A 26,569-nucleotide genomic window follows, 5' to 3' on the forward strand; every position below is an offset into this window, starting at 1 on the left:
GGTTAGGTGAGAGGATGGCGAACGCTCCCGGGTCGCGGGGTAGGGGGCCGCGCCCACTGCGCGCCGTAGCCTCGCAGGGTGCCGCCCGTGACCCGCTACGACGTCGATCGCACCGCCCTGGGGGCCTTGCTCGACGACGAGCCCCGCTACCGGGTCGACCAGGTGTGGGCCGGGCTCCACGACCAGCTCGCCACCCCTGAGGAGATGACCAACGTCCCCCTCGCCCTCCGGGCCCGGCTGGCCGCGTCGCTCCCCGAGGGCCTGGCCCTCACGACCGAGGCCACCGCGGACGGCGGCGACACCGTGAAGTGGCTCTGGACCCTCGCCGACGGGTCTCGCGTCGAGACGGTGCTCATGCACTACCCCCAGCGCTCCACGGTCTGCGTGTCGAGCCAGGCCGGGTGCGCCATGGCCTGCAGCTTCTGCGCCACCGGCCAGGCCGGTTTCACCCGTCAGCTGAGCGCCGGGGAGATCGTCGAGCAGGTGGTGCGGGCCGCCCGTCGGGCCCGCGATGACGGCCGACGCCTCGGCAACGTCGTGTTCATGGGCATGGGCGAGCCCCTGGCCAACTACGACGCCACCTGGACGGCCATCCGTCGCATCCACGGCGACCTCGGGTTGGGTGCCCGGCACCTGACGGTGTCGACCGTCGGGGTCGTTCCCGGGATCCGTCGGATGACCCACGAGGAGCTGCCGGTGAACCTGGCGGTATCGCTCCACGCTGCGGATGACGCCCTCCGCGACGAGCTGGTGCCGCTCAACAAGCGCTTCGGCCTGTCGATGCTGGCCGAAGCATGTTCCGACTACATCGAGGTCACCGGACGCCGGCTCAGCTTCGAGTGGGCGCTGATCGCCGGGGTCAACGACCGCCCCGGCGACGCGGCGCGCCTGGCGGACTACGCCCGGGCCCTGCGCGCCCACGTCAACCTCATCCCCCTCAACCCGACGCCGGGCTACCGCACGCGCGGCACCTCGCCCGAAGGGGTCGAGGCGTTCCGGTCCCGACTGGCCGAGCGCGGCGTCAACGTGACGGTGCGCCACACCCGGGGCACCTCGATCGACGCCGCCTGCGGCCAGCTGGCGGCCGGGGCCACGGCGCTGGCGTCACCGACCCGCCGCGCCGTGCCGGTCGCCCCGGTCGCCGAGTAGCCTCCCACCGGCGGAGCGGAGGACCAAGGCGATGGCAGTGACCACGGTGCTCGAGAGCAGAGGCGACCGGTCGGCCGCGTTGCGCCGCGCCCGCCGCCTCGTCGTGGGGATGCTGACCGTCGGCGCCCTGCTGGCTCCCCTGCCCGCATCGGCGGCCACGCCGTCCTCGCCTCCCGCGGCAGGCGCCACCGGCGTCGGTGGCGCAGTAGTGGACGGGGCCGATCTCCGCGTCGTGACCCAGACCCCCGGGACCGACCCGGCCTTCGACGACACCCCCCTGGCGACCAACCCCGTGTCGCCGTCGCTGCTCGCGCTCCGGGTCGAGAGCGCTGAGGTCGCCGCGGCCGACGATACCTTGCTCGCCGCGGAGGTCGATCGCGACGACGCCATCGACCTCCGCGACGACCTGCGTCGCCGGATCATCGACCTGCAGGGCGACAGGGAGGCTGCGGTCGCGCTCCTGGCCCAGCGGCGCATCGACGAGCGGGCCCGGGGCGAGGAGCGGGTGGAGGCCGTTGCGCTCCACCGCCGCCGAGTCCAGGAGGCCGATCGGGCCCTCCGCATCCTCGAGCGGGCCCGCGACGCCCTGCGGGAGCTGCTGGTCGCCAACTACATGTCGGAGTCCTCGACCGTGTCGGACATCGGCACCGTCCTCAGCGGGCAGGGCGGGGTCAACGACGCCCTCGTGCGCCTATCACTGGGTGAGTCGTCGGTGGCCGCCCGAGCCGACGACGTCGACGAGGCGCTCGACGACCGTCGGGCCGCCATCGACGCCCGCACCCGGGCCCGCGACGCCCGCCGCCGGGCCGAGCAGGCCGAGCGCGACGCCGTTGCCGCCCGCCAGGGCACCGAGCAGCAGATCCGCGACATCGAGGCCGATGCGGTCCGCACCAGGGTGGAGGAGGCCGACTCGGTCGAGGCGCTCGGCCGCCGCGAGGCCGCCGTGCTGGAGGCACAGGTCGGCCTGACCCCACCCCGCCTGCGCGCCGATGTCGTCGGGGCCGGGCTCGACTTCCAGCTCGTGGCCCTCGACGCCTGGGTGAAGGCCGCCGCCAGTGCCCCGTGCCGGGTCGAGTGGTGGATGCTCGCCGGCATCTCGAAGATCGAGGGCCGCCACGGCACCTTCGGCGGAGGCCGCCTGGGCGCCCGGGGATACCCCACCACCCGCATCATCGGCCCCCAGCTGGACGGCAGTGGCGACTTCGCCCGCATCGGCGACACCGACGCTGGCCTCTACGACGACGACCCGGTGTTCGACCGCGCCGTCGGCCCCATGCAGTTCATCCCCTCGACCTGGGCCGGCTGGGGGCGCGACGGCGACGGCGACGGCCAACGCGACCCGCACACCTTCTACGACGCCACCGCCGGTGCCGCCGCCTACCTCTGCGCCGGGCGCACCGACCTCACCGACGAGGCCCAGCTCCGCGCTGCCTACTTCTCCTACAACCACTCCCTGCCCTACGTCGCAGCCGTCCTGGCCCAGGCTCGGAGCTACCAGGCGGCGCTCACCGTCGCTCCGCACGTCCCCGCCCCGCCCTCCCGGCCCTTTGCCCCGCCCGCCTGAACCTGCCCGGTCACCGGACTGAGCCCGGTCGGTGGAGGAGCAGGGCCCGTCGCGCCGCACGGTCACCCGACCGAGCCCGGTCGGTGGAGGAGCAAGACCCGCAGAGCACCACGGTCAACGGACGAGCACCGTGAGCGGACCGGCGCGGATGGCGTCGACCAGTCGCTCCCCGGCGCCGACCTCGGCCCCCGGCCACACCACCGAGCGCACCACCTCGGACCCCTCGGCCACCCGGGCATCGGCCCCGATCACGCTGGGCCCCCCGGACCAGGCCAGGTTGGCGGCGAGGTAGTCCGCCGGGTTCCCGCAGTCGACGAACGGCCCCTCGTGGACCACCAGGTCGAGCGCGCCGGCGAGGCGAGCGGCCGCCCACGACGCCTCGTAGAGCCCCGCCGGCTCGGGACCGAGGCGGCCCACCTCGCTCCAGGGCATGAGCGCGACCCCGCAGTAGCGCAGGGGCCCGAAGTCGCCGCGGGCTGCATCGGCCACGCACAGCAGGCGCACCCGTTCGCCGTCCCACCCCTGGGCGAAGGCCACCAGATCGGTCCGCAGCCAGGCATCGGCGTTGGTGATGAGCGTGGGACGCCCGTCGATCCAGTCGCGCAGCACGCCCAGGGCCCCGGCGGTGCCGCGCGGCTCCCCCTCCTCCGCCGAGACGTGAGGCGGGTCGCCGGGTGCCGACCCGGTGAGGTGGGCTTCCATCGCCCGCCGGCCGTGGTGCACGTTCACGGCCCGGTCGGAGGTGACCGGGGCGAGGCGGTCCAGGGCGTGGTCGACGAGGGGCCGGTTGCCGACGGGGCACAGGGCCTTGGGCCGGAGGCGGGTGAGGGGCCCGAGGCGCGTCCCGGCACCCGCGGCGAGGACCACTCCTGCCACACTGTCAGCCATGGCCCTCACCCGCTGGACCAACCAGTCGCTGCCCCAGACGCTGCAGATCGGGATGTTCCTGCTCTACATCGACGCCGTGTTCGGCGTGCTCTACGGCAGGATCTTCTCGTTCCCCATCGGCACCGCCCTGGTGGTCGGCGCCGCCGCCGCCGGGCTGGGCATCGCCAACGAGCTGCGGTGGGGCTGGCTCCTCGGCGTCGTGGTCTCGGCCATCTCGGTGCTCTTCAGCCTGCTGGTGCTCAGCTCGAACCTCTTCGCCGCGATCGGGCTGATGTTCGCGGTGGCCCAGCTGGTGCTGCTCGTCCACCCCCAGAGCCGCGCCCACCAGAAGATCTGGTTCACCTGATCCTCCCGGCGGCGAGGGTGGGAGAGCCGGGGTCACGTCGGCCATGATGCTCCAATGACGACGATCATCCAGGGCATCAGCGGCCTCAAGGAGCTGGTGGGCACCCACCTCGGCTACTCCGACCACCTCGAGATCACCCAGGAGCGGGTGAACACCTTCGCCGAGGCGACCGGCGACCACCAGTGGATCCACGTCGACGTGGAGCGGGCCAACGCCGAGTCGCCCTTCGGCGGCCCCATCGCCCACGGCTACCTCACGCTCTCGCTCGGACCGAGCCTGGCCCCGCAGATCATGCGCGTCGAGGGCATCAAGATGGGCGTGAACTACGGCTGTGAGAAGGTGCGCTTCCCCTCCCCGGTGCCCGTCGGGGCCATGCTGCGCCTCGGTGCCTCGCTCGATGCGGTCGACGACATCGCCGGCGGCGCCCAGGTGACCATGACCTTCACCTACGAGGTCGAGGGCGCCCCCAAGCCGTCGTGCGTCGCCGTGGTCGTCTTCCGCTACTACGAGTAGGCCCCTCAGCTCACAGCGACGTCGAAGAGGCTGCCGATGAGGGCCGTGACGGCCATGGCCGCAGCCCCGCCGGCCACGACGCGCAGGGTGGGGCGCAGCGGCGGGGCGCCCCCAAGGCGGGCACCGGTCGCGCCCAGGGTGCCGAGGCCCACGAGGGTGACGGCGACCACTGCGGCGACCCGCGCCCCGGAGCCGACGAGGAGGGCCACGAGCAGCGGGACGAGCGCGCCGAGGGAGAAGCTGAACGCCGAGGTGACCGCCGCCTGCCCGGGCCGGGCCAGGTCGTCGGGGTCGAGGCCGAGCTCGTCACGGGCGTGGGCCTCCAGGGCGTCGTGGGCGGTGAGCTGCTCGGCCACCTGGTCGGCGAGGTGCGGGGTGAGGCCCCGGCGCTCGTAGATCCCGGCCAGCTCGCGCTGCTCGGCGCGGGGCGTCTCGACCAGCTCCTCGCGCTCGCGCGCCAGGTCCGCCTCCTCCGCGTCGCGCTGCGAGGCCACCGACGACAGCTCGCCCACGGCCATCGACGCCGCGCCCGCCACCAGCGCCGCCACCCCGCTGGCCGCCACCACCGGTCGCCCCGCCCCCGATGCGGCGACGCCGACGAGCAGGCCGGCGGTCGACAGCAGGCCGTCGTTGGCCCCCAGCACCGCGGCGCGCAGCCACCCCGCCCGGTGGCTGAGGTGGCGCTCGATGTGGTGGCGGGGCCGGGTGCGTCGAGCGTGGACCGTGAGCATCGGTACCACGGTGGACCACGGCCCCCGGGTTCGCAACGCCGCGACGGCCCGTCAAGGGGCCCCGGGGGCCGTGGTCAGCCCCGGATGGCGCCGGGCGTGAACCGTGCCTCACCCCGCCGGGGACGACCCTCGCGCAGATGCGGTGGCCGCTCACGGTCGTCGCTACCGTCGGTTGATGGCCGGGAGCTGGAACCTGGCCGACCTGTTCGAGGCCGTGGTCGACCGGGTCGGTGCGCGAGAGGCGGTGGTCGCCGGGGCTTCCCGTCTGACCTACGCCGCACTCGACGAGCGGGCCAACCGGGCCGCCCACCTCCTCGCCGCCCACGGCGTCGGACCCGGTGATCGCGTCGGCCTCGCCCTGCGCAACGGCCACGAGCACCTCGCCGCCCTGCTGGGCGCCTACAAGCTCCGCGCCGTCCCCTTCAACGTCAACTACCGCTACACCGCGGCGGAGATGACCTACCTGCTCCGCGACGCCCGTCCCCGCGTCGTGCTCCACGGCCCGGACCTCGGTCCCGCCGTCGCCCCGGCGGTCGCCGCCCTGCGCGCCGAGGGCGATCAGATCACCCCGCTCGTCGGGCGCGGGGCGGTGCACGAGGAGCACCTGAGGGCCGCGGCGTCGACCCGACCCGTCGTCGCCGACCGCAGCGGCGACGACCGCTACCTGCTCTACACCGGGGGCACGACCGGGATGCCCAAGGGCGTCGAGTGGCGTCACGAGGACATCGTCTTCGCCGCCCTCGGAGCCGCATCGGCGGCCGCTCTCCTGGGCGGCTCTCCGATCGAGGTCCCGCGCAGCCCCGGGGAGGTCGTCGACCGGGTGGTGGTCGGGGGGACCCGGACCGTTCCCGCATCGCCGCTCATCCACGGCACCGCCCAGTGGGTCACGCTGGCGACCCTGCTCGGAGGCGGCACCGTCCTGATCCTCCCCTCGTCGACGTTCGTGCCCGCGGATCTCTGGGACCTGGTCGCGGAGGAGGCGGCCACGCTGGTCGTGATCGTGGGCGACGCCTTCGCCCGTCCGTTGGCCGATGCCCTCAACGCCGAGCCCCAGCGCTGGGACCTCGGCTCGCTGGTGGCGGTCGTCTCGGGCGGGGCCGTGCTCTCCCCCGCCGTGCGCACCGAGCTGGCCGTCCACCTGCCGTGGGTCGCGGTCGTCGACGGCTACGGCACCTCGGAGACCGGGGGGCAGGGCAACGCCGTCACCTGGCCGGGTCAGCCCGCGGCGCGCACCACCCGGTTCCCGCTCGCCGACCACACGGCGGTCCTCGACGACGAGGGCTCACCCCTCGTGCCCGGGATCGACATCGGCCGCATCGGGCGCATCGCCCGGCGGGGCCACATCCCCCTCGGGTACCGCAACGACCCGGAGCGCACAGCCCACACGTTCCCGGTGATCGACGGCGTGCGGTGGGCGGTGCCCGGCGACCTCGGTCGCATCGAGGCCGACGGTGCCGTGACCCTTCTCGGGCGGGGGGCCAGCTCGATCAACACGGGCGGGGAGAAGGTCTTCCCCGACGAGGTCGAGGCCGTGCTCAAGGCCCACCCGTCGGTGTTCGACGCCGCGGTGGTGGGCGTGCCCGACGACCGGTGGGGTGAGCGGGTCGTCGCCGTGATCGCGCACCGTCCCCGCATCCCGGCCGCGGACGAGGAGCTGAACGCCCACTGCCGGGCGCACCTCGCCGCGTTCAAGGTGCCGCGTCGGACGATCGCGGTCGACGCCGTCCGGCGCCTGCCGTCGGGCAAGACGGACCACGCCTGGGTCCGGGCCGTGGCCCGTGCCGGCGTGGCGCCCGGGCTGCGTTCCCCGGCCGCGGTCGACGGCACCTGAGGGCCATCGCCCGAAGCGTCCGACTCCCTCGGACGAGCAGCCCGTCCTGACGCACCGTCAGATCCGGTCACTAGTCTTTGCGGTCCGAGCCATCGACCCGAGGACCCCCGTGCCCCAGGAGTTCAACCTCGCCACCGTCTTCGATGCCGTCGCCGGGGCCTACCCCGAGCGCGAGGCGATCGTCTTCCGCGACCGACGCCTCACCTACGCCGACGTGGCGGACCGCAGCCACCGCCTGGCCCGGGTGCTCGCCGACGCCGGTCTCGGCGCCCACCGTGAGCGCGCCGGGCTCGGCGGCCACGAGAGTCACCAGGACCACATCGGCCTCTACCTCTACAACGGCAACGAGTACGTCGAGGGCATGCTCGGCGCCTACGGCGCCCGGGTGGCGCCGTTCAACGTCAACTACCGCTACGTGGCCGAGGAGCTGCTGTACCTGCTGCGCGACTCGGCCGCGACCGGCATCGTCTACCACGCCCGCTTCGCGCCGGTGCTCAGCGAGATCCGCGACCAGCTCCCGGACCTGCGGCTGCTGCTGCAGGTCGCGGACGAGACCGGCGAGGCGCTGCTGCCCGGCGCCCTCGACTACGAGGCCGCCCTCGCCGGCGCGCCGGGTGACCCACCGGCCACCGAGCCCTCGCCCGACGACCTCTACATCCTCTACACCGGCGGCACGACCGGGATGCCCAAGGGGGTCCTCTGGCGCCAGCACGACATCTACGTCGGCGCCATGGGGGGCCGCCCCTTCGGCTCATCCGAGGTGCACCCTGACCTCGACGCCGTCGTCGCGTCGGGGGCCGGGGGCGGCGCCCGGGCCATTGTGACCCCTCCCCTCATGCACGGCGCCGCCCAGTGGCTCACGTTCAACACCTTCACCGGCGGCGGGACCATCGTCATCCCCGACGACCCGAGCCGCCTCGACCCGGTCGTGGTGTGGGAGCTCGCCGAGCGCGAGCGCATCAACACCCTGCAGCTGGTGGGTGACGCCTTCGCCCGCCCGCTGATCGACGAGCTCGAGCGCCGGCCTCGCCACCTGCCCGACCTGCTGGCGGTGGTCAACGGGGGGGCACCGATGACCGCGGCGCTGAAGGACCGCATGTTGGAGCACCTGCCCGACATCTTCCTGCTCGACGCGGTGGGCGCCTCGGAGACCGGCGCCCAGATGGGACAGACCTCGGTCAAGGGCGCGGCGTCGACCGGTACCTTCACACCGGGGCCCGACACGGTGGTCATCGACGCCGCCACCACCCGCCTGCTCGAGCCCGGCGCCGAGGAGACCGGGTGGCTGGCCCAGCGCGGCTACGTGCCCCTGGGCTACCTCGGTGACGCCGAGAAGACCGCGGGCACCTTCCCCGTGCTCGACGGCGTGCGCTACGCCGTGCCCGGCGACCGGGCCCGTTGGCGCGCCGATGGCATCATCGAGCTGCTCGGCCGGGACTCGGTCACCATCAACTCCGGCGGCGAGAAGATCTTCGCCGAGGAGGTCGAGATGGCCCTCGCCCCCCACCCCTCGGTGGCCGACGTGGTGGTGGCCGGGCGCCCGTCGGAGCGCTGGGGCCACGAGGTCGTGGCCGTGGTGCAGCTGGTGGAAGGGGCTGCGGCCGACGTTCCGGGCCTTCTGGCCGAGGCCGCGACCCACGTGGCGCGCTACAAGCTTCCCAAGGACTTCGTCTTCGTTCCGCAGGTGGTGCGCTCCCCCGCCGGCAAGGCCGACTACCGCTGGGCCCGCGCCCAGGCCGAGGCGGCGCCGGACGACCCGGCGAACCGGTAGCGGTTCTGGGGGCGGGAACCCCCGATCTCCGTACCAGTTCGACGACCACACCGAACCGGTAGTGGATCCGGGGCCTGGGACCCCCGATCTCCCTACCAGTTCGGCGACAGCACCGAGCAGGTAGGGTCCGGTCCGTCGTCGTCGGCCTGTCCCCCGTATCCTCGCCGCCGTGACCTCTCGCCCCGCTCCGTCCGGCCGCCCGATCGCCACCGGAGCTCTTCCCGACGCCGACCGCCTGCCGAGCGGTGAGGAGAAGGTCCAGGCCGTCCGGGTGATGTTCGACACCATCGCCCCCCGCTACGACCTGGTGAACCGGGTGATGACGTTCCGGATGGACGTCGGGTGGCGGCGGCGCACGGTGCGTGACCTCGACCTCCCGATCGGCTCCCTCGTGCTCGACCTGGCCTGTGGCACCGGCGACCTCTGCACCGAGCTCGTCCGGGGCGGACACCGCCCCGTCGGGGTCGACCTCTCGTTCGGGATGCTCGCCGCGGCGCGCACCCGGGCTCCCCTCGTGCACGGCGACGTCCTGCGCCTCCCGGTGCCCGACGGCTCCATCGACGGTGTCACGTGCGGCTTCGCCCTGCGGAACCTCGAGGAGCTGCCGCGGTTCTTCATCGAGCTGGCCCGGGTGCTGCGCCCCGGTGGACGCATCGCCCTGCTCGAGGTGGCCGAGCCGCCCAACCCGGTGCTGCGGGCCGGCCACGCCCTGTACTTCGGCAGGGTCGTGCCCCGCCTCGGCGGCCTGCTGTCGGACCCGGCCGCGTACCGCTACCTCCCGAAGTCGGTGTCGTACCTGCCGTCGGCCGAGCGCATGCTCGCCCTGCTCGACGAGGCCGGGTTCACCGCTCCCCGCCACGACCTGCTCACGGTGGGCATCGCCCGCCTGGTGACCGCCACGCGCGGCGCAGCGGACGCCGGGCCCGTCCCCGACGCCTGCGACGCGGCGGGCGTCGAGCCTGTCCCCGACCCATGACCCGCACCGGCGAGGTGCCCTGGCCCGAGCTGGTCGCGATCACCCGGCCCCTCGCCGAGCCCCTCGACCCAGTAGCGGTCGCCGGCAGCGATGCGCTCCTCTTCGCCCGGGCTGACGGCGCCGCTCTGGCCGGACGAGGGGTGGTTGCCCGCCTGCCCCCCGATGTCGCGGCCGAGGCCCTCGCCGCCGCACAGATCGACGATCCCGTCACCCGACCGGGAACCGGACCAGTCGCCCTCGGCGTCGTCCCATTCCACCCTGATGCCACGGGTCGCCTGACGATCCCGGCCCTCGTCGTCGGGCGCGGCACCGACCGAAGCGGGTGGGTCACCACCGTGGGCACCGCCGATGACCCACCCGCCGACCCGGTCGCGGTCGACGTGGCGGCCCTGGGCCGACCGCCGGTGCCCGGCCTCGGCCCCGGTCGCTTCACCGTGGCCAGCGCCCGGTCGCCCGCCGAGTGGTGCGACTCGGTGGCCGCCGCGACCGCACTGATCCGCTCCGGGCGACTCGACAAGGTGGTGCTGGCCCGCGAGGTGCACGTCAGCGCCGACGCGCCGTTCGACGTGGCCGCCATCCTGCGCCGTCTCACCCTGGGCTTCCCCGGGTGCTACGTGTTCTCCGTCGACGGCTTCGTCGGGGCCAGCCCCGAGCTGCTGGTGGGACGGGCCGGTGACGAGGTCACCTCCCAGCCCATGGCCGGCACCGCCCCCCGCCGGGGCGACCCCGCGGCCGACGCCGACGCAGTGGCCGGGTTGCTCGCCTCGCCTTCCTACCGCCACGAGCACCAGGTCACGATCGACGCCGTGTACGACGCCCTGGTGCCGTTCTGCTCGTTCCTCGACTTCGAGGCCGAGCCATCAGTCGTCGCCCTGCCCAACGTGACCCACCTGGCCACCACCGTGTCGGGACACCTCTCGTCGCCCGCGCCCTCGGCGCTCGACCTGGTGGCCGCCCTGCACCCGACACCGGCGGTGTGCGGCCGCCCCCGCGCCGCAGCGCTCGATGCCATCGCCGAGCTCGAGGGCTTCGACCGGGGCCCCTACGCCGGGGCCGTCGGGTGGCTCGACGGTCAGGGGAACGGCACGTGGGCGGTGGGGATCCGCAGCGCCGTGATCGATGGCGCCGAGGCCCGGGTCTTCGGCGGCAACGGCATCGTCGCCGACAGCGACCCGGCCACCGAGCTCATCGAGACCCGCGCCAAGCTCCAGGCCCTGCTCGGCGTGCTCGTCCGCCCCTGACAGCGTCGCCGGGCTCAGCTCCGCGCCGGTACGGCACCAGATCCACCACCCCGGCGCATGTCCCCGATCGGCACCCTGCGGGCGGGTGCTTCTCGAACGGCGGATGCTCCCCCTCGCTCGACGGGCACGGTCGGCCGGCATGAGCATCGCCCACGTGCAACGATCGAACCGTGAGTGACAAGGGTCCGGACCGTTCAGGCCCCTTCTGGGACGCCATCGAAGGTCGAGCTGCGATGCCGCCGGTGGCCCAGCTTCTCGGCTGGCAGCTCGAGGAGATCGATCCGGGCAGAGGCACCATCGTCGTGCGGTACGAGGGTCGACCGGAGTTCGCCAACCCACTCGGCGACATCCAAGGTGGACTGCTCGCGGCCATGCTCGACGACACCATGGGACCGGCACTGGTCGCGACCCTGCCACCCGGGCAGTTCGCGGCGACGCTCGAGATGAAGGTCTCCTACCTGGCACCGGCACAAGTCGGCCCGCTCTGGGGTCACGGGCGCGTGGTCAAGCGCGGCGGAACGATCTCGTTCGTGGAAGCCGACCTCGTCGATGGTGACGGCGTCATCGTCGCCCGGGCCACCGCGACCGTCCGGGTGATCTCCCTGCCGGCCTCGCCGAGCTGACCCGATCGGGCCGCCGCCCATGGGCGTCCCTGCCGGCCGTCGATGGCGCTCGAGGACGCTGTATAGGTCGCTGTATGTCGGTGACCGGCACACAGATCTACCTGACTGAGGAGCAGCGCCGTCGCATCGATCAGGCGGCCGCGGTGGAAGGGGTCACGATGGGTGAGCTCATCCGCCGGGCGGTCGACGACTACCTCGGTGACGAGGCTGACGCGTCCAGCGCCCTCGCCAGCACGTTCGGTGCCGACGTCGCCGCCGTCGCACCGGCGCGTGACGGTTGGCGCCGTGGCTGACCATTACCTTCGTGGCCGGCGGCTCAAACGATCTCAGCCCGGGGGCCTGGCGGCCCACCTGCTGGTGGGGGAAACATGCCGGAGGGTGTCCGCGCCGCCACGATCCGTCGACGCTCCGGCCATTTCCACTTCAGGGTGCGGCGGCGCGGCATACCGGAACTCTGCCTACCTATGTGCCGCCTCAGCCCTCGGCTTCCAGAGTGGCGAGGGCGATGCGGAGCTGCGCGACGAACTCGGGGAGCAGGTCGACAGCTGTCGTGTGGAGAACCTCCAGGTCGATCGACCAGTACCCATGGATACGCGATTCCTCAAACGGACAGGCTTCGACCAGGGGATCTCCGGGAACCGGCCCTTCACCGCGTCATCGATCGGACCTGCCGCTTCGCCGAGCACCGTGAAGTTCCAGAGGCGGGCGTCTCGCCGCTGGCGATCCCCGTTGAGGACGGCAAGATCCAGGCCGTCAACCAACGAGCGCGCCTGTTCGGCTGCGTCGATCATCTCGCCGATCAGGACGACCTCACGCCGCATAGATCACCTGTGCCTCGGCGAGCACCGATTCACGGAGCCGCTCATGGAGCGCACGGCGCGACACGAGATCGACCGATCGACCAAACAGGGCCTCAAGCTCGTCAACGAGCTTCTCGATGTCCCAACCGAGCCGGGCGCCGGGGACCATCTCGTAGAGCACGTCGATGTCGCTATCGGGGCCGGCGTCGCCCCGGCTCACGGACCCGAAGACCTCCAAACGTGCGACTCCATAGCGGCCGCAGACCTCTGCGAGCCGCTGAAGATCGACCGGCGAATCAGGAAGCACCATTGGATGAGCCTAAGGCAGCGACCCAAACGGCTCCTGCCCAAACTGCCCACCTCTGACCGACCCGGGCTCCGTCAGCCCAAACCGAGGACGGTGGTCAACGCGTCGTCGACACCCCAAAGCTCCTCGCGGCTGAGATGGCCCGACAGCTCGCCGAGGCGGCGGACATCGACTGCACCCTCGACGTCGATCTCGGGACGAAACGAGGCGGCGCGTGCGCGCCGCGAGGTCGGCGCCACGAGAACCACCGAGCGCGGCAGGAACTCAGCGGCCTGGACGATCAGGCCGAACCGTTCGCCGTGCTGCTCATGGCCGACGCCCTTCGGCGGCTTGAACCGGTAGACGTCACCGCGGAGCACGCAGCGACTCCATCAACCCGACCACCGCGAGCATCTCGTCGCGATCGGCGTCGTCGGCCTCCAGCGCCGAGACTTCGGCCGCGAGCTCGGAGCTTCTGCGCAGCCGTCGAGCCGACTGGATCACTGCCGAACGGATTGCCTCTGACCTCGACAGCCCGGCGGCCTCGAGGGAGCGCAGGGCACGCTCGGCCTCGTCATTGAGCCGGACAGAGATCGCACGGGCCATGGGTCCACCGTATCACTAAACGTCATACAACGACGCTCGTTCTGTGCGTCAGATCCAGGCCCCGGCGGGACCGATCCGGCGACCGGACCTGTCCCTCAGCGCGTGGGCGCTGCCCCACGCGCGAGGCACCAACGCGGGCCGCGACAGCGGTCGCGGACGACAAGGGAGAGGCTCCGCTACCGGCGTTGGAGAACAAGGGGCGGGCCCATCCGAGGCGTCAACTCCTGGGGCGTGACGTAGATCGGCGGCGGGCGCTTGGTCGGACCCGGCTCGGCCTGGCCTGTCACGCTGTGCACGTGATGCTCAAGGCGTGCCTCAACGGCCCGCGACTGGATGGTATTGCCCGACTTCGCTTCGGTGAACTGGCACGAGCCTGGCCCGCAGGCAGTCGCCCACGCGCTCTTCGACCTCGGCGTTGGCGTCGAGGCGGGACTGTGGCACCCGACGGCCATCGCCGCTTGGCGCCAATGGGACGGCCATGATCAGTGCCTGCGGGTGCTCCTCGGGGTCGTCGACGACCTCCCCCCTCGGCAGGCGGTTGCCGAGGCGGCTCGACTCGTCGCGGCGCTGGGCGATGACATCGACGCCACATCGGTGCTCCTACACGGGGAGGGCACCTCGACATGGCCGTTGCTGGGCGAGGCGATCCGCCGAGGATTCGACGTCCGGATCGGCCTTGAGGACGCACTCGTGCTCCCCGACGGGTCTGCTGCCGACGGCAACGCGGAGCTCGTGGCCACGGCCCGTGCGCTGCTCGATCGCACCTGACGACGCTAGGCGCCCTCGACAAGTAGGCCACGGCGGTCGCCCGCGTCCAGCCCCGTGCGACCCGTCCCTGAACACCGGCTCAGCGACAGATGAAGGCACCGACAGCGGTGGGGATGCGGAGCTCACCCTTCGTGGTCAGGCGGTCCGCGCACCGCGCCCGCGCCCCTTCGACCACGTCGCTCCACGGGACGTTGACCTGGTCTTGGTAGTGGTCGGCGATGCTGGCGACGTAACCGGTGAAGGCGCCGATGTCGGTCACGACGAGGTCGCTTCTCGGGCAGTCGACCCGCTCGACGAGGGAAAACACGGCGCTCAGCTGCGCGCCGCCGTTCTCGAGGCTGAAGTGCTGATCGGCAGGCTGCCGCATCTGCCACTCGTTGCCGACGGCCTCCTCCACGATGGCCGCGATGCCGGCCAGGTTGTCCTGACCGTTGGTGATTGCCACGAGGGCCCCATCGCAACACCCGCTTGGCTTCGCGGAGAGCCTGGGCGACGTCGGGGACGTGGTACAGCATGTGGGGCGCGAGGACGACGTCGACGCTGTTCGACCGAAGTGGGAGGCGCTGAGCGTCGGCCTGGACACGGGCTGCCGCGGTGACGTCACCGAGCATGCCCCTGGAGAGGTCGAGCGCGATGCGCATCCCGCGGTGGTGCCGTTCGGAGAGGAGCTGCTCGTAGCGCCCGTTGCCGCATCCCAGGTCCACCACATCTGCGGACGACTCGGCGTGGAGGCCGGCCAGGTCGAGGACCCAGGGGAACAGGTCGAAGGTCGGTTCACGCCGGCTGACGGTCCAGAAGTGCTGGCGGGCCGCCAGGTTCTGATCGGTGGCGTACTGAGTCGGCGGGTTCAACACGATGGCCTCTGAACGTACACCGAGGGACCGTCGCGGTTCGCTGGGGAGGCACCTCCTATGGTTCGCCGATGGACCCCCCTTGGGTGCGGTTGACCCTCGACGTCGAGACGCTCGACACCACTGCGTTCGACGTCGTCGTCGGTGGCTGCCGGAGACAGGGGATCGTCTTTCGAACGATCCACGAACTCGGCGATAGGGACTCGAACCACCGCCGCCTGTACGAGCTGAACCGGACCTGCTCAGCCGACATCCCTGGACGCGAGGAGTTCTACACCTACGCCGAGTACTGCGCCGAGCGCATCAAGCGGGAGACCTATGACCCAGGCGCCGTGATCATCGCGCTCGACGGGGACCAGTGGGTCGGGATGTCGGCCGCATCCGACCACCGGGCCCGGGGCTTCTTCTTCAACGAGATGACGGGTGTCCTCCGGAGCCATCGAGGCCGAGGCATCGCCTGGCCATGAAGGTCCTTGTGATCGCTCGCGTTCGCGACCTTGGCGTTCCCACGATCCGCACAGTCCACCATCCTGACAACGAGGCGCCCATCGCACTGAACCGGCGCCTTGGCTACGTCGATGCTGAGCACCTGCCGCCAACCCCATGAGCGGGGCCACCACGATCCTGGCATCGGGTGACCTGGTCGGCAGCTCGTCATAGGCGAGCGCTACCAGGCGACGGGCCGACCGAGCACCGCAAACCGGACGACCGACCTCAGGTGAGGGCGGCGGCGACGGCGTCGTGGATCTCTCGGTGGACCTCGACGTTGGCGGCCCGCTCGGTGGTGACCCGCACGAGGCGCACCCCCCCGGCGGCGAGCGACGCTCGCAGCGCCGGGCCCACCTCGGCGGCGGTGGCGGGCTCGATCGTCTCGATGCCGTGGGCGGCAGCCAGGGCCCGCAGGTCGACGCCGTGGGGCGTGCCGTAGAGCGCCTCGAAGGTCTCGCCCCCCGGGTCGGCGGCCTGGGGCAGGAACGAGAAGATCCCGCCGCCGTCGTTGTCGACCACGACGATCGTGAGATCGGCCCCGCGCCGGGCCAGGCCGAGCAGCGCGTTGGCGTCGTGCAGCAGGGCCACGTCGCCGACCAGGCAGACAGTGGGTGCGTCGGTGGCCCGGGCCACCCCGACCGCGGTGGAGACCACGCCGTCGATGCCGTTGGCGCCCCGGTTGGCGTGGACCTCGACGCCGGCCCGGGGCCGGCCGTACCACTCCAGGTCGCGCACCGGCATCGACGACGACACCACCAGCGCCTCGCCCGTCTCGAGGGCGGCGAGCACCGTGCGGGCCACCCCGGGCTCGGTGACCTCGTCGTGGCCGGCGAGCACCTCGTCGATGGCCCGTTGGGCGATGCCCTCGACCTCGGCCCAGCGACTGGTCCACGCCGGGTCGGTGCGGGGACCGACGAACAGGGCGGCACCGTCGACGGCCCCGATGGCCTCGGCCAGGGTGGAGGCCGCAGCGGCGACGCGGTGGGCGGCGCCGTGGGCCGGGTCGATCCAGCCGTGAGCGGTCACTCGGATCTCGGTCGCGACGTGGCTCGCCAGCCACTCGGCGACGACTCGCGATGCGACCGGGGCGCCGAGGTGGACGATCACGTCGGGCACCAGCGCGGCGGCAGTGGCCGGGTGGCGCAGCACGGCATCGGCGGCCCCGACCACCGTCACCGTCTGGCGGTGCGGACCTCCGAGGGCGCCCCGCAGGCGGGCGTCGACGACGAGCGGCCACCCGAGGGCCGATGCGACGCTGAGGGCGGCGTCTGCGGTGGCCGCCGTCCCGCCGAGACCCGAGCCGGGCTCGCCGCCGGCGACGACGAGGCCCCGCTCAGCTCCGCGGACGACGGTCGCGACATCGCCCCAGAGCGGCACCGGGCGGTCGGCGGCGCTCACCGTCCACGGGCTGCGGTCGGGGCGCCCGGGCGGCAACGTCCCGGCCCGGCCGACGAGCGGCTCGCGGAAGGCCAGCTCCAGGTGCACCGGACCGGGGCGGGTCGCAGCGCCGGCGCCCCGAGCCTCGGCCACGCTGCGCGCCCCGAGCGCCCGCCACGATGCGGACGACGCCGCGTCGGGCACGCCCGGGGCGTGGTACCAGCGCACCGAGCGACCGAAGAGGTGCACTTGGTCGATGGTCTGCGGCGCCCCCACGTCGGCCAGCTCGGGCGGCCGATCCGCGGTGACGGCGATGAGCGGGATCGAGGACTGGTGCGCCTCGACCACCGCGGGGTGCAGCTCGGCCGCCGCCGTGCCGCTGGTGGTGAGCACCACCGCCGGACGTCCTGAGGCCAGGCCCACGCCGAGGGCGGTGAAGGCGCCGGCCCGTTCGTCGTGGTGGACCTGGATCGCGATGCGGGCGTCGGACGCCAGGGCGAGGGCCATCGGCGTCGACCGGCTGCCCGGGCACACGACCGCGTCGGTGACGCCGGCGCGGGCCCACTCGTCGACGAGCGTGGCGCAGAACGTCGCCGTCTCGTCCTCGGGCCGACGGGCGGCGGACGAAGGTCGGGGGTCGGGTGACACGTCACGCAGCGTAGGAGTCGGCGGGCTCGATCCCAGGCCCGGGGTGACCGGCTCTACCCTCGGGCGATGGCGCCGACGCTCCACACGGTGACGACGGGCCCCACGTCGCTCGGGGGCACGGCTGCGACGCGGATCGTGCTCCTGCACGGGTTCACCCAGACCCTTGCCTCGTGGCACGCGCTCGTGCCCACCCTGGCCGCCGCCCACGAGGTGGTTGCCGTTGACCTGCCCGGCCACGGTGGATCGTCCGCCGCGCGCCTCGACCTGAGGGAAGCCGCGGCCGCGGTGGCCGCGGTTGGCGGACGGGGCACCTACGTCGGCTACTCGATGGGCGGACGGGGCGCCCTGCGCCTCGCCCTCGACCACCCCGAGCTGGTGGAGCGCCTCGTGCTGATCGGGGCCACCGCCGGCATCGACGACGACGCCGAGCGCGCCGCCCGCCGCCGGGCCGACGAGGCCCTCGCCGCCTCGATCGAGGCCGACGGCGTGGCCGCCTTCCTCCGCCGCTGGCTGGCCCAGCCCCTCTTCGCCGATCTCACCCCCACCGAGACCGACCTTGCGGCGCGTCGGGCCAACACCCCCGACGGACTGGCCGCGTCGCTGCGCCTCTGCGGCACCGCCACCATGGACCCGCCGTGGTGGGACGAGCTGGCCCGACTCGGAGCCGCCGGCGTGGCGGTGCAGGTGGTGGCCGGAGCTCGCGACGAGAAGTTCCGGGCCCTCGGGGCCCGCCTGGTCGACGCGATCGGGTCGAGCGCGACGCTCGTCGTCGTCCCCGCCACCGGACACGCCTGTCACCTCGAGGCGCCCGGCCCGTTCCTGAAGGCCGTCGCCCTCGACGGGCGGTGACCAAAACGGGCAGTGACCCCGGGCGCCGCACCGGCCGGAGCCGGGCGGCGGCCCAGGGCCACCAGTCGGACGGGATCCACCGAGCGATCGTCACGTGGCGTTAGCCTCGTTCTGACCACTTCCATCGCCCGTCGGAGCCGAAGCTCTGGCGGGCGATGTCCTTTTTCCGGGCAGCGAGAGCGCCGGAGCGCATCGCTGACCGTCCCACCTTCCCAGGGTGACCCCTGGTCCGGCGGGCCCCGCCCCGCAGGTCGACCCGAGGGCCTTCCGGCGGAGCGAGCGGTGAAGCTCGTCCTCCACTGCGGTGGTCGGCAACCTGTTCGGCGGATCCGGTTCCCCAGGCGGACCTGGGGTCGTGCTCCGCTTCCCGTGCTGCTTCCGTGCCGCTGCGGTAAGGGGCACTTTCGGGCACCGAGGGCGGAGGGTCAAGGGGATTCGCGAGATCCACAGGGTTGTCCCCCGACCTTTCTCCGATGTCCCCAAGGCACCGCCCGTTGTCCACCGGTCGGCCACAGGTTCACCCACAGGCTGGTGACGCTCGCCACGAACCACCGTTCGCTCCGGGGGCCGAGGCGACGAGCCCTCTCCCGCTCGATCAGGGCGTCAGAGCCTGCCGGACCAGCGCGCTCTTCCCGATCGCCCCGGTCAGCCGCTGAGCCTCGGCCAGCAGGTCATCCTCGAGAGCCAGGGTCGTTCGCATCGAGGGCCTCCTCAAGGTACGACTTCAAGCATGAAGTGATGATGATTGCGCTCGCAGCAGATCAGGTCTCGCCGGTGCGGCGACGGTCGGCCAGTCGTGCGGCGTAGACGGCGGCTTCGGTGCGGCGGTGCATGCCGAGCTTGGCGAGGAGGTTGGAGACGTAGTTCTTCACGGTCTTCTCGGCCAGGTACATGCGGTCGCCGATCTCTCGGTTGCTGAGGCCTTCGGCCAGCAGGTCGAGGATGCGCCGCTCCTGGTCGGTGAGCCGCTCCACGTCGTTGTCCTCGGGTCGGCCCCGAAGCCGTTCGAGGACCCGGGCGGTGAGGGCGGGATCGAGCAGCGATTGGCCGGCGCCCACCCGGCGGACGGCGTCGACGAGGTCGTTGCCCCGGATCTGCTTGAGGACGTAGCCGGCGGCGCCGGCCATGATGGCGTCGAAGAGGGCCTCATCGTCGCTGAACGAGGTGAGCATCAGGCACTGCAGCGCCGGGTTCCGGGAGCGCAGCTCTCGGCACACCTCCACGCCGTTGCCGTCGGGCAGGCGCACGTCAAGGACGGCGACGTCGGGCTTGGTGGCCGGGACTCGCCGCCGCGCCTCGTCCGCGGTGCCCGCCTCTCCCACGACCTGCAGGTCGTCCTCGACATCGAGCAGGTCCCGCACGCCGCGGCGGACGACCTCGTGGTCGTCGAGCAGGAAGACCCGCACCGGTGGACGTGCGTCGTCGCTCATGACCTCCATCCTGGCGTCCCTACACTGAGGTCGTGGCCACGAGCGGAGCCGACAAGCGGCTGGAGCGGTTCCTCGACGCCGTGCTCGCCATCGGTTCGGACCTGAGCCTGCCCGTCGTGTTGCGGCGCATCGTCGGTGCGGCCGCGGCGCTGGCTGATGCCCGCTACGCCGCGCTGGGGGTGATCGGCCCGGATCGCCGTCTGGCCGAGTTCATCACCGTCGGCGCGGATCCCGACACGGTGGAGGCCATCGGTGATCCGCCCGAGGGGCGAGGCATCCTGGGCCTGCTCATCGTGGAGCCGCGCCCGATCCGCCTGGCTGACCTGGCCGAGCATCCCGACTCGTTCGGCTTCCCACCGGGCCACCCGCCCATGCGGTCGTTCCTTGGCGTGCCCGTCCGGGTGCGGGGCGAGGCCTTCGGCAACCTGTACCTCACCGAGAAGGCGGGGGGCGGCGACTTCACCACCGAGGACGAGGAGCTCGTCGTGGCCCTCGCCGCTGCGGCCGGGGTGGCGGTGGAGAACGCCCGGCTGCACGCCCGGGTGCGGGAGCTGGCGGTGGTCGAGGACCGGGAGCGCATCGCCCGAGACCTCCACGACACCGTGATCCAGCGGCTGTTCGCCACCGGCATGTCGCTTCAGGCGGCCGGCCGCCTCGCCACCGACCGCCCCGACCTGAGCGGCCGGCTGGAGCGAGCGGTGGAGGATCTCGACGCCACCATACGCGACGTCCGCTCCACCATCTTCGCCCTGCAGGAACCAACCCGGGGCCGAGGCGGCGTGCGCAGCGACGTGGCGGCCCTGATCCGCGACGCCGCCGGCAGCCTCGGCTTCGAGCCGCGCCTGCGCTTCGACGGTCCCGTCGACGCCGCCGTGCCCGAGGGCATCGCCGATCACCTGCTCGCCACCCTGCGCGAGGCGCTGGCCAACGTGGCCCGCCACGCCGACGCCTCCCATGCCGAGGTGCGGGTCGAGACCAGCGACGACGTGGTCCTGCGCGTCGCCGACGACGGGGCCGGCATCGCCGAGGCACCACGCCCAGGCGGCCAAGGTCTGCGCAACATGGCGGATCGGGCCGACGCGCTCGGCGGCACCCTGGAGCTGCACGGCGGACCGGAGGGGCAGGGCACCGAGCTGGTGTGGCGGATCCCGCTCAACGGCGCCATCACCCACCGCTATCGAGTGTGACCGGCGAGGACGCCCACCAGGTCCCATGAGGTAGGGACCTTGGTCCCGTTGGATTGGTCCTTTGTCCTCCTGCGCCGTCGGCCGGCGAGGCGCACGATGAACGTGACAACAGGAGTTCACCTCCATGAACAGGATCCACTTCGACCACTGCGTCATCGGTGTTGCCCTGGCGGTCGTGCTGCTCGAGCTCGGAGAGCCCGGTCGACCACGACAAGGTTCGGTGAGCGTCTGCGCCATGTGCTGACCACGCCGGTGTCCGACCGATCCCACTCCACCAGAACCCGAAGGAGCGCACATGACCTCCGCACTGTCTCACCCCGAGCTCCTCACCTGCGCCAACAGGGTCCGAGCGGCGGCAACTGACCACGACCTCGAGCGGCTGCAGCGGGAAGCGGCTGACCTCCTGGACGCCTTTGTCGAACACACCAGCGAGGAGCGACTGGTCCTGCAGCGGCTGCCGACGTTCACCGCTCGGCTCGTCCGCCGAGGTCAAGAACGGCTCCTCGACCAGCTCATCGCCCTGTCGGTCGAGACGGAGGATGTGGACACCACGTGCCGCTGCGAACAGCTCGGCACCGACGTCATATGGCAGATCGAGCTGCAAGCCGACGCCGAGCGGCGAGCATTCGGACGAGCCGGCGTCAACATCGACCGGCCACGAACGACGTCGCGCACACCCGGGTTGGAGGGGTGATGAGGCGGCCGTTCGCCCATACCGTGGCGGGGGCCGACCGGCCCATGGTGGAGCCGTTCCCATGGTGACGGCGGGAAACCCCACGCCGACGCACCGCGATCTCCTCCACCTCGTACGGGAGGTCCAGGCCGCGGCGGTGGTGCCCGAGGATGTGCGACTCGGCCACGCGGTGCGGCGCCTGCGCGCCCAGCTCGAGGTACACGTCGCCGGAGAGCGACGGGATCAAGGTCCGCGGCCGAGTGCCGTGGAACAGGCCCTCCATCGCGGTCAAGAGCGACTGCTCTCTCTGGTGGCGAGCCTCGAGCAAGAGTCGTGCCAGGACAGCGTGAGGCCATGTGTCGTTCGCGTCGCCGAGCTGGCGGCGCTGCTGCGCCGCCAAGCGGCGCTGGAGCAGCGCATGTCCCGGGTGCTCGACCTCCGAACGGGTGGAGAGAGTGTGACGCCGCCGGTGCCCGCCCCGGGGGAGCGGGGCTCAGGTGGGACTCAGGCGCCTTCGGGGATGGCGTCCCACCACTGGCACCACCAGTTGGCCCCCACGAGGATGCGCAGCTTCGGACGCCAGCAGTAGGAGATGTCCGCGGTGTTCTCCAGGTAGTACAGGCAGTCGTCACAGCGCTCGTCTTCCGAGGGGCTGCCCTTCAGCACGGCGTTGGAGGAAAGGTGACGCAGCTCCATCGGGAGCTCCTCGTGGATCTCCTTCGGTTCAGTTCAGGGTCACAGATGGGGTCAATCGGACATCGCCCGAAGCTACCCAGTGGCATCCCTCGACGCTGAAGGCCCGGGACCGGAGCCGTGCTCGCAAGGGGCCGCAGCGTCCGCGCTGGCTGAGTGCCAGCTGCATTCGCCCGCCACGACGGGACTCGTGGTGACCTGCACGATCTCGCCGTTGCTGGCCACCTGCCACCCGTGGAGCGACTGCTGGAGCAGGTCGACGAGGGCGGAGGGATCGTCATGGTCGTGGACGACCTCCCAGCAGCCGGCCATGGCGCTCATCTGGACGTGGTGGACGAGCGGCCGGGCCAGGAGCTCGTCTCGCACCGCGTTCATGCACCAGGAGCAGTTGGCGCTCTCGACCCGTATCACCGTGCGCATCGCTATCTCTCTCTCCGTTGTCCGTCGTGGCCAGGGCCGAGCCGCAGCTCGGGCCGCTAGCGCTGTCCTTCGGGTCGCCAGACCCCTTTGCCGAGGAATCGCTGGGCCATCGCCCACGCCATGCCGGTGGCTCGCTTCTTGGCCGTCGTGGCGTGGGGGCCGGCCCAGCCGCCGTCGACGGTGTCGTGGAAGATGCGCAGCCACCGGTCGAACAGCTCGGGCGTGAACGGGTCGCGGTCGTGGAGGGGCCGATGGTTCTCGATCGTGTCGATGGCGTAGTCGGGGGCGTAGAGCACGACGTGGCACCAGTAGTCGGTGACCGTGCGGATGTGGGCCTGCCAGTCGATGAAGCCGGGCCCGAAGTTGAAGTAGGGCTGGAGGAGCTCGTCCTGGACGACGTCGACGTACTGCCGCGTCACCATCTCGAAGATCTCCTCGGGCGTGTCCAGATCGCGCCCACGGTGCTCCCAGGGGCCGAAGCGGCGGCGGGAGTCGACCGCCACCGGTCCCGGGATCATTCCCGCATCGGGCTCACGGTAGAACTGGACGAAGAACGCGGCGTCGGTCGAGGGCTCGACGTGGTGCTCGACGCCGGGCACGATCACCGCCCGGTCGCCGGGCTCGAGTCGCACATCGCGTGGGCTCTCGCCTTCGAGGTCGATGTAGCGCACGCTTCCGGACTGCACGTGGAGCTCCGCCCACACCGTGGTTCGGTGGGACCGGGCGAGGGCGTCGGGCAGCGATCGGAAGTCGAACAGCGGCGTGCGCCGGGCCTCGACCAACCCGGAGGGGAGCAGCGGCTCGTCTGTCGCCATCAGAGCGCCGCAGCGGCGACGGCCGGGAACAGCACGTTGTTCTCCTTGTGGACGTGCAGTCTGGTGTCCCGGTCGATCGCCTCGAGGCCTCGGTAGAAGGCGTCGTAGGAGGCGCAGCCATCGTCGGGGACGGTGAAGTCGCCGGTCAGGGTGCGGAGCTCGTCGAGCAACGCACCGACGGCCTCGTGCTCGCCCTCGAGGTGGCGGACGTCGTCGGCGACGACCGCCCGGTCCTCGCGGATGGCGGGGAACAGCGTGGCTTCTTCCTCGTCGAGGTGGGGTTCCAGCTCGGCCCACAGGCGGGCGTAGGTGGCGGTGACCGCACCGAGCTCGGCGTGGCGCTCCCCATGGGCGCCGAGCACCTTGCGGGCCAGGCTCGCCATGGTGGGGGCTTCCCGACGGAGGTACGCGTGGTGCGTGACCACGATGTGGTCCACCAGGCCGGCCGGATCGAGCGTGGCCCACTCCGCTGCGGCTCCGGGACCGACGGTCGCCGCCTCGAGGAGTGCGACGACGCGACCGACGTCGCGACCAGCCTCGGTGCACGCTTGGGCCAGCGAGCGCTCACCGTGGCAGCAGAAGTCGAGGCCGAGGCCTTCGAGGACCATGACCCGGCCGGGATCCGCGGTGACGAGGTCACCGAGGGAGGTGTTGGCGTCGATCATGGGTCTCACCGTTGTTCTGGTTGTCGGAAGATCCATTGTGCCCCGCCGGTCAGTCGACGCGGCAGGGCTGAAGGTCCCTGATCCTCGTGGGAGCCACCGCTCCATCTCCTCGTCGACCGAACTGCGGGTTGTGGCGACTGCCGGGAAAGGACCGGACGTCGATGACGCCGCGGATCTGCCCGCCGTCGAGCAGGGTGGCGAGCTCCTCGGCGGGCAGGGTGCCGTGGCCGATCGTGTCCACGACGACCGGCGCCGCTGGTCCAGCCCGCCGCCGGCGCGGTCACCGCCACGGCGCCGCGGGAGGCGAGCGGCGCGGTGAGGGCCCCGTGGCGAGCCGGTGAGGCGAACCTCTACGCGGCGGGTGCCCAGCGTGGGTAGGGCACGCCGGCGAGGCGGTTGATGGCCAGGGCCTGCACCGTCAGTAGGCCGACCGCCAGCATCAGGACCACGAGGTGGGCGGGATCGGTGAGGATGCCGAGCGAGATGATCATGGTGGTGGCGCCGGCGGGCGGGTGCGGGACGCGCAGCCACACCATGGCGCCGCTGGTGAGACCGAGGCTGAGGGCGGCGGCGCCGACTCGGGCGCCGTCGATGCCGGTGGTCAGGGCCGGCCCGGCGTCGATCAGGCCGAACAGGTGGAGGCTGATCACGCCGGCGGCGACGCCCACGGCATGGCCGCAGAGGGTGTTGCGGGGGCAGGCGGCGGGGGCCATGGGCGTGTAGAAGTGCAGGAAGGCGGTGGGCCCGAGGCTGGGGAACACGAACGGCGAGCCGGTGGCGAGCGCGCCGAGGCTCATGACGCCGATGGCGACGCAGCCGTTCACGAAGGCGAAGGCACCCATCACGGTGATCGAGTCGTGGCGCTCGGTGAGCGAGGTCAGGCGGAACCTGCGGGCCAGGCCGCCGACGATGGCCACCATCTCGCCGCCCAAGCGCCCCTTCGGGACGGGCGGGGTCACGGTTGGTGACGTTCCTCCACCGGTCGCGACACGTAACCATGGACCTCGGCGCTCTCCTCGTCGTGGAGGCGCCGGGCCCGGGGCGGCGGCTCGACCCGAGTCACGACGAGGACCACCGCGAAGGAGACGAGGGAGAAGCCGGCGAGCAGCCACGCCTCGCCGTCGTGGTCGAGCAACGACGCCTCCAGCGCGACGGTGATGGCGAAGAGCTGACCGAGGACGACGGTGGCGACGATGACGATGCGCGTCACCAACGCCGTCCGGGCGCCCGCCTCGGTGTCCTGGGCGGGAGCGTTCGGCAGGGCCCGCACCGGCCGCGGTCGAACAGCCACTAGTCCTCGCCCTCTCGGACCCGGCCCTCGCCGATCGCCACGATCGTCTCGCCGCGCCGCTCGAGCACGATCTCGGGGAGCGGGCGCTGGGGCGGCCCCGCGGTGGGCGAGCCGTCGATCGGGTCGAAGTGCCCGTCGTGGCAGGGGCAGAACAGGTCCCGGTCATCCGCCACCCAGAGGACCTCGCAGGCGAGGTGGGTGCACACCGCGGAGTAGGCGACGAAGAGGTCGTCCTCCAGGCGGAGGAGCACGGCGGGGTCGTTGTCGGTGGGGTAGGAGAAGCGCAGCTCACCTCCGACGGGGATGGCCGCCAGGTCGGTGGTGATCAGCTGCTCCTGGTCGGCTCCCTCGGTGCGACGCTCGAAGGCGCCCAGGGCCACCGCCACGTTGCCGACGGCGAGACCTCCCGAGAGCACCCCGAGGATCTTGAGGTAGCCGCGACGGGTGACGAGGGCGTCGGTGGTGAGGCGACCGACGCGTTCGGAGACGAGGTCGGCATCGGGCGGGTGGGTGCGATCGGTCACGGGCCGACCAGGGGGAAGGTCACCAGCGAGAACTCTTCGGGGACGACCATCCAGTTGCCGCTCTGCAGCTCCTGGGCGCCGAAGCTGAAGATGTCGACGACCGCACGGCGGGGCCGTGAGTCCCGGACCTCTGACGCGGTGCCGTAGTAGAGGGCGTCGGATGGGCACACCGTCGCGCACATCGGCCCCAGCCCGACCGATGTGCGGTCGTAGCAGAGGTTGCACTTGTAGACGAGCTGCTCCTCGACATCGAACTTGGGCACGCCCCACGGGCATCCGTGCACGCAGTTCTGGCAGCCGATGCAGCGCGACGGGTCCGGTGAGTGCACGACGCCGTCCTCGCTCACCAAGATGGCGTCCACCGGGCACACCTGGGCGCACGGGGCCACCGGGTCGACGCAGTGCATGCACACCGTGGGGAGCGCCTCGGTGGACTCGGACCGGTTCAGGAAGTCGAGGTTCATCATCGATTTGCCGCGATGGGTGTCGCACTCGCGGCAGGCGGCGACGCACGCGCCGCAGCCGATGCAGCGCGACGGGTCGACGAAGATGGATCGCTCCATG

Annotated in this window: 33 protein-coding genes and 2 pseudogenes; 15 read left to right on the forward strand and 20 right to left on the reverse strand. The window is 72.4% G+C overall.

Annotated features, from left to right (window positions below; genetic code table 11):
• The first annotated feature begins 78 nt into the window (after positions 1–78).
• Together rlmN and VNL12_RS12630 are read left to right on the forward strand one after the other, a co-directional pair.
• Positions 79–1,149, forward strand: a complete 1,071-nt coding sequence (gene rlmN, locus VNL12_RS12625; RefSeq protein WP_325595079.1) for a 23S rRNA (adenine(2503)-C(2))-methyltransferase RlmN — start codon at positions 79–81, stop codon at positions 1,147–1,149.
• A 31-nt stretch (positions 1,150–1,180) separates the two neighbouring features.
• On the forward strand, positions 1,181–2,713 hold the full coding sequence (locus tag VNL12_RS12630; protein WP_325595081.1) for a lytic murein transglycosylase: 1,533 nt from the start codon (positions 1,181–1,183) through the stop codon (positions 2,711–2,713).
• Positions 2,714–2,827: 114 nt separating this feature from the next.
• Here the strand turns inward: VNL12_RS12630 and VNL12_RS12635 are convergent, their stop codons facing one another.
• Complete coding sequence (locus VNL12_RS12635; RefSeq protein WP_325595083.1) at positions 2,828–3,601, reverse strand: sugar phosphate nucleotidyltransferase; 774 nt, start codon at positions 3,599–3,601, stop codon at positions 2,828–2,830.
• Between VNL12_RS12635 and VNL12_RS12640 the strand changes: the two genes are divergently transcribed.
• Together VNL12_RS12640 and VNL12_RS12645 are read left to right on the forward strand one after the other, a co-directional pair.
• Positions 3,600–3,947 carry a hypothetical protein gene (locus VNL12_RS12640; protein WP_325595085.1) on the forward strand — a complete coding sequence of 116 codons (348 nt, stop codon included), beginning with the start codon at positions 3,600–3,602 and terminating at the stop codon, positions 3,945–3,947. The genes VNL12_RS12635 and VNL12_RS12640 overlap by 2 nt on opposite strands.
• Before the next feature lie 54 nt (positions 3,948–4,001).
• Entirely contained in the window at positions 4,002–4,460 is a 459-nt protein-coding gene (locus VNL12_RS12645) for a MaoC family dehydratase (RefSeq protein WP_325595086.1), read from the forward strand.
• 5 nt (positions 4,461–4,465) lie between these two features.
• On the opposite strand, the gene VNL12_RS12650 is transcribed toward VNL12_RS12645, so the two are convergent.
• Complete coding sequence (locus VNL12_RS12650; protein WP_325595088.1) at positions 4,466–5,191, reverse strand: VIT family protein; 726 nt, start codon at positions 5,189–5,191, stop codon at positions 4,466–4,468.
• A 175-nt stretch (positions 5,192–5,366) separates the two neighbouring features.
• On the opposite strand from VNL12_RS12650, the gene VNL12_RS12655 reads away from it, so the two are divergent.
• The 6 genes from VNL12_RS12655 to VNL12_RS12680 all read left to right on the forward strand — a co-directional run bounded on the left by VNL12_RS12655 (position 5,367) and on the right by VNL12_RS12680 (position 11,926).
• Complete coding sequence (locus VNL12_RS12655; protein ID WP_325595090.1) at positions 5,367–7,022, forward strand: AMP-binding protein; 1,656 nt, start codon at positions 5,367–5,369, stop codon at positions 7,020–7,022.
• 109 nt (positions 7,023–7,131) lie between these two features.
• Entirely contained in the window at positions 7,132–8,793 is a 1,662-nt protein-coding gene (locus VNL12_RS12660) for an acyl-CoA synthetase (protein WP_325595092.1), read from the forward strand.
• A gap of 169 nt (positions 8,794–8,962) precedes the next feature.
• A complete protein-coding gene (locus VNL12_RS12665; RefSeq protein WP_325595094.1) occupies positions 8,963–9,769 on the forward strand; it encodes a ubiquinone/menaquinone biosynthesis methyltransferase in 807 nt (268 codons plus the stop codon).
• On the forward strand, positions 9,766–11,010 hold the full coding sequence (locus VNL12_RS12670; RefSeq protein ID WP_325595096.1) for an isochorismate synthase: 1,245 nt from the start codon (positions 9,766–9,768) through the stop codon (positions 11,008–11,010). Before VNL12_RS12665 ends, VNL12_RS12670 begins: the two co-directional genes overlap by 4 nt.
• Before the next feature lie 170 nt (positions 11,011–11,180).
• Complete coding sequence (locus VNL12_RS12675; protein WP_325595098.1) at positions 11,181–11,633, forward strand: PaaI family thioesterase; 453 nt, start codon at positions 11,181–11,183, stop codon at positions 11,631–11,633.
• Between the two features lie 80 nt (positions 11,634–11,713).
• On the forward strand, positions 11,714–11,926 hold the full coding sequence (locus VNL12_RS12680; RefSeq protein WP_325595100.1) for a CopG family transcriptional regulator: 213 nt from the start codon (positions 11,714–11,716) through the stop codon (positions 11,924–11,926).
• Between the two features lie 165 nt (positions 11,927–12,091).
• Here the strand turns inward: VNL12_RS12680 and VNL12_RS20945 are convergent, their stop codons facing one another.
• The 4 genes from VNL12_RS20945 to VNL12_RS12695 form a co-directional block, all read right to left on the reverse strand.
• Positions 12,092–12,454, reverse strand: coding sequence for a DUF86 domain-containing protein (locus VNL12_RS20945; RefSeq protein WP_349257846.1), 363 nt, complete (start codon positions 12,452–12,454; stop codon positions 12,092–12,094).
• Complete coding sequence (locus VNL12_RS12685; protein WP_325595102.1) at positions 12,444–12,743, reverse strand: nucleotidyltransferase family protein; 300 nt, start codon at positions 12,741–12,743, stop codon at positions 12,444–12,446. Before VNL12_RS12685 ends, VNL12_RS20945 begins: the two co-directional genes overlap by 11 nt.
• A gap of 71 nt (positions 12,744–12,814) precedes the next feature.
• Entirely contained in the window at positions 12,815–13,099 is a 285-nt protein-coding gene (locus VNL12_RS12690; RefSeq protein ID WP_325595104.1) for a type II toxin-antitoxin system PemK/MazF family toxin, read from the reverse strand.
• Positions 13,086–13,325 (reverse strand): hypothetical protein, encoded by a 240-nt coding sequence (locus VNL12_RS12695; RefSeq protein WP_325595106.1) that lies wholly within the window; start codon positions 13,323–13,325, stop codon positions 13,086–13,088. The genes VNL12_RS12690 and VNL12_RS12695 overlap by 14 nt, the downstream gene beginning before the upstream one ends.
• 357 nt (positions 13,326–13,682) lie before the next feature.
• Here VNL12_RS12695 and VNL12_RS12700 point away from each other — a divergent pair, with 357 nt between their 5' ends.
• On the forward strand, positions 13,683–14,093 hold the full coding sequence (locus VNL12_RS12700; RefSeq protein ID WP_325595108.1) for a 3-keto-5-aminohexanoate cleavage protein: 411 nt from the start codon (positions 13,683–13,685) through the stop codon (positions 14,091–14,093).
• Between the two features lie 79 nt (positions 14,094–14,172).
• Here VNL12_RS12700 and VNL12_RS12705 read toward each other — a convergent pair whose 3' ends face one another.
• Together VNL12_RS12705 and VNL12_RS21245 are read right to left on the reverse strand one after the other, a co-directional pair.
• The gene (locus VNL12_RS12705) at positions 14,173–14,538 is read right to left on the reverse strand and encodes a hypothetical protein (protein WP_325595110.1); all 366 of its coding nucleotides are present in this window, start codon (positions 14,536–14,538) and stop codon (positions 14,173–14,175) included.
• Positions 14,539–14,602: 64 nt separating this feature from the next.
• A pseudogene (locus VNL12_RS21245) lies at positions 14,603–14,947 on the reverse strand (class I SAM-dependent methyltransferase); the annotation flags it as partial.
• A gap of 68 nt (positions 14,948–15,015) precedes the next feature.
• On the opposite strand from VNL12_RS21245, the gene VNL12_RS12715 reads away from it, so the two are divergent.
• Positions 15,016–15,411, forward strand: coding sequence for a hypothetical protein (locus VNL12_RS12715; protein WP_325595114.1), 396 nt, complete (start codon positions 15,016–15,018; stop codon positions 15,409–15,411).
• A 247-nt stretch (positions 15,412–15,658) separates the two neighbouring features.
• On the opposite strand, the gene menD is transcribed toward VNL12_RS12715, so the two are convergent.
• Complete coding sequence (gene menD, locus VNL12_RS12720; RefSeq protein ID WP_325595116.1) at positions 15,659–17,458, reverse strand: 2-succinyl-5-enolpyruvyl-6-hydroxy-3-cyclohexene-1-carboxylic-acid synthase; 1,800 nt, start codon at positions 17,456–17,458, stop codon at positions 15,659–15,661.
• Positions 17,459–17,524: 66 nt separating this feature from the next.
• Between menD and VNL12_RS12725 the strand changes: the two genes are divergently transcribed.
• Positions 17,525–18,307 (forward strand): alpha/beta fold hydrolase, encoded by a 783-nt coding sequence (locus tag VNL12_RS12725; RefSeq protein WP_325595118.1) that lies wholly within the window; start codon positions 17,525–17,527, stop codon positions 18,305–18,307.
• A 569-nt stretch (positions 18,308–18,876) separates the two neighbouring features.
• Here the strand turns inward: VNL12_RS12725 and VNL12_RS12730 are convergent.
• Both VNL12_RS12730 and VNL12_RS12735 read right to left on the reverse strand, forming a co-directional pair.
• Positions 18,877–19,007: pseudogene (locus VNL12_RS12730) on the reverse strand (type II toxin-antitoxin system VapB family antitoxin); the annotation flags it as partial.
• Positions 19,008–19,068: 61 nt separating this feature from the next.
• Complete coding sequence (locus tag VNL12_RS12735) at positions 19,069–19,737, reverse strand: response regulator transcription factor (protein ID WP_325595122.1); 669 nt, start codon at positions 19,735–19,737, stop codon at positions 19,069–19,071.
• Between the two features lie 32 nt (positions 19,738–19,769).
• Here VNL12_RS12735 and VNL12_RS12740 point away from each other — a divergent pair, with 32 nt between their 5' ends.
• Together VNL12_RS12740 and VNL12_RS12745 are read left to right on the forward strand one after the other, a co-directional pair.
• On the forward strand, positions 19,770–20,924 hold the full coding sequence (locus VNL12_RS12740) for a GAF domain-containing sensor histidine kinase (RefSeq protein WP_325595124.1): 1,155 nt from the start codon (positions 19,770–19,772) through the stop codon (positions 20,922–20,924).
• Between the two features lie 295 nt (positions 20,925–21,219).
• A complete protein-coding gene (locus tag VNL12_RS12745) occupies positions 21,220–21,618 on the forward strand; it encodes a hypothetical protein (protein ID WP_325595126.1) in 399 nt (132 codons plus the stop codon).
• Between the two features lie 483 nt (positions 21,619–22,101).
• Here the strand turns inward: VNL12_RS12745 and VNL12_RS12750 are convergent, their stop codons facing one another.
• The 9 genes from VNL12_RS12750 to VNL12_RS12790 form a co-directional block, all read right to left on the reverse strand.
• Positions 22,102–22,293, reverse strand: a complete 192-nt coding sequence (locus tag VNL12_RS12750) for a hypothetical protein (protein WP_325595128.1) — start codon at positions 22,291–22,293, stop codon at positions 22,102–22,104.
• A 72-nt stretch (positions 22,294–22,365) separates the two neighbouring features.
• Positions 22,366–22,710, reverse strand: coding sequence for a hypothetical protein (locus VNL12_RS12755; protein ID WP_325595130.1), 345 nt, complete (start codon positions 22,708–22,710; stop codon positions 22,366–22,368).
• Between the two features lie 56 nt (positions 22,711–22,766).
• Positions 22,767–23,525 (reverse strand): DUF1971 domain-containing protein, encoded by a 759-nt coding sequence (locus VNL12_RS12760; RefSeq protein WP_325595132.1) that lies wholly within the window; start codon positions 23,523–23,525, stop codon positions 22,767–22,769.
• Positions 23,525–24,190, reverse strand: coding sequence for an iron-sulfur cluster repair di-iron protein (gene ric, locus VNL12_RS12765; protein ID WP_325595134.1), 666 nt, complete (start codon positions 24,188–24,190; stop codon positions 23,525–23,527). Before ric ends, VNL12_RS12760 begins: the two co-directional genes overlap by 1 nt.
• A 49-nt stretch (positions 24,191–24,239) precedes the next feature.
• A complete protein-coding gene (locus tag VNL12_RS12770; RefSeq protein WP_325595136.1) occupies positions 24,240–24,431 on the reverse strand; it encodes a hypothetical protein in 192 nt (63 codons plus the stop codon).
• A 109-nt stretch (positions 24,432–24,540) separates the two neighbouring features.
• Entirely contained in the window at positions 24,541–25,149 is a 609-nt protein-coding gene (locus VNL12_RS12775) for an HPP family protein (RefSeq protein ID WP_325595138.1), read from the reverse strand.
• Positions 25,146–25,481: a hypothetical protein gene (locus VNL12_RS12780; RefSeq protein ID WP_325595140.1), complete on the reverse strand. Its 336-nt coding sequence runs from the start codon at positions 25,479–25,481 to the stop codon at positions 25,146–25,148. The genes VNL12_RS12775 and VNL12_RS12780 overlap by 4 nt, the downstream gene beginning before the upstream one ends.
• Complete coding sequence (locus VNL12_RS12785) at positions 25,481–26,005, reverse strand: Rieske (2Fe-2S) protein (protein ID WP_325595142.1); 525 nt, start codon at positions 26,003–26,005, stop codon at positions 25,481–25,483. The genes VNL12_RS12780 and VNL12_RS12785 overlap by 1 nt, the downstream gene beginning before the upstream one ends.
• Complete coding sequence (locus tag VNL12_RS12790) at positions 26,002–26,568, reverse strand: 4Fe-4S dicluster domain-containing protein (RefSeq protein WP_349257851.1); 567 nt, start codon at positions 26,566–26,568, stop codon at positions 26,002–26,004. Before VNL12_RS12790 ends, VNL12_RS12785 begins: the two co-directional genes overlap by 4 nt.
• Position 26,569: the final 1 nt, after the last annotated feature.

It is taken from the genome of Iamia sp., from assembly GCF_035575815.1.
GTDB lineage: Bacteria > Actinomycetota > Acidimicrobiia > Acidimicrobiales > Iamiaceae > Iamia.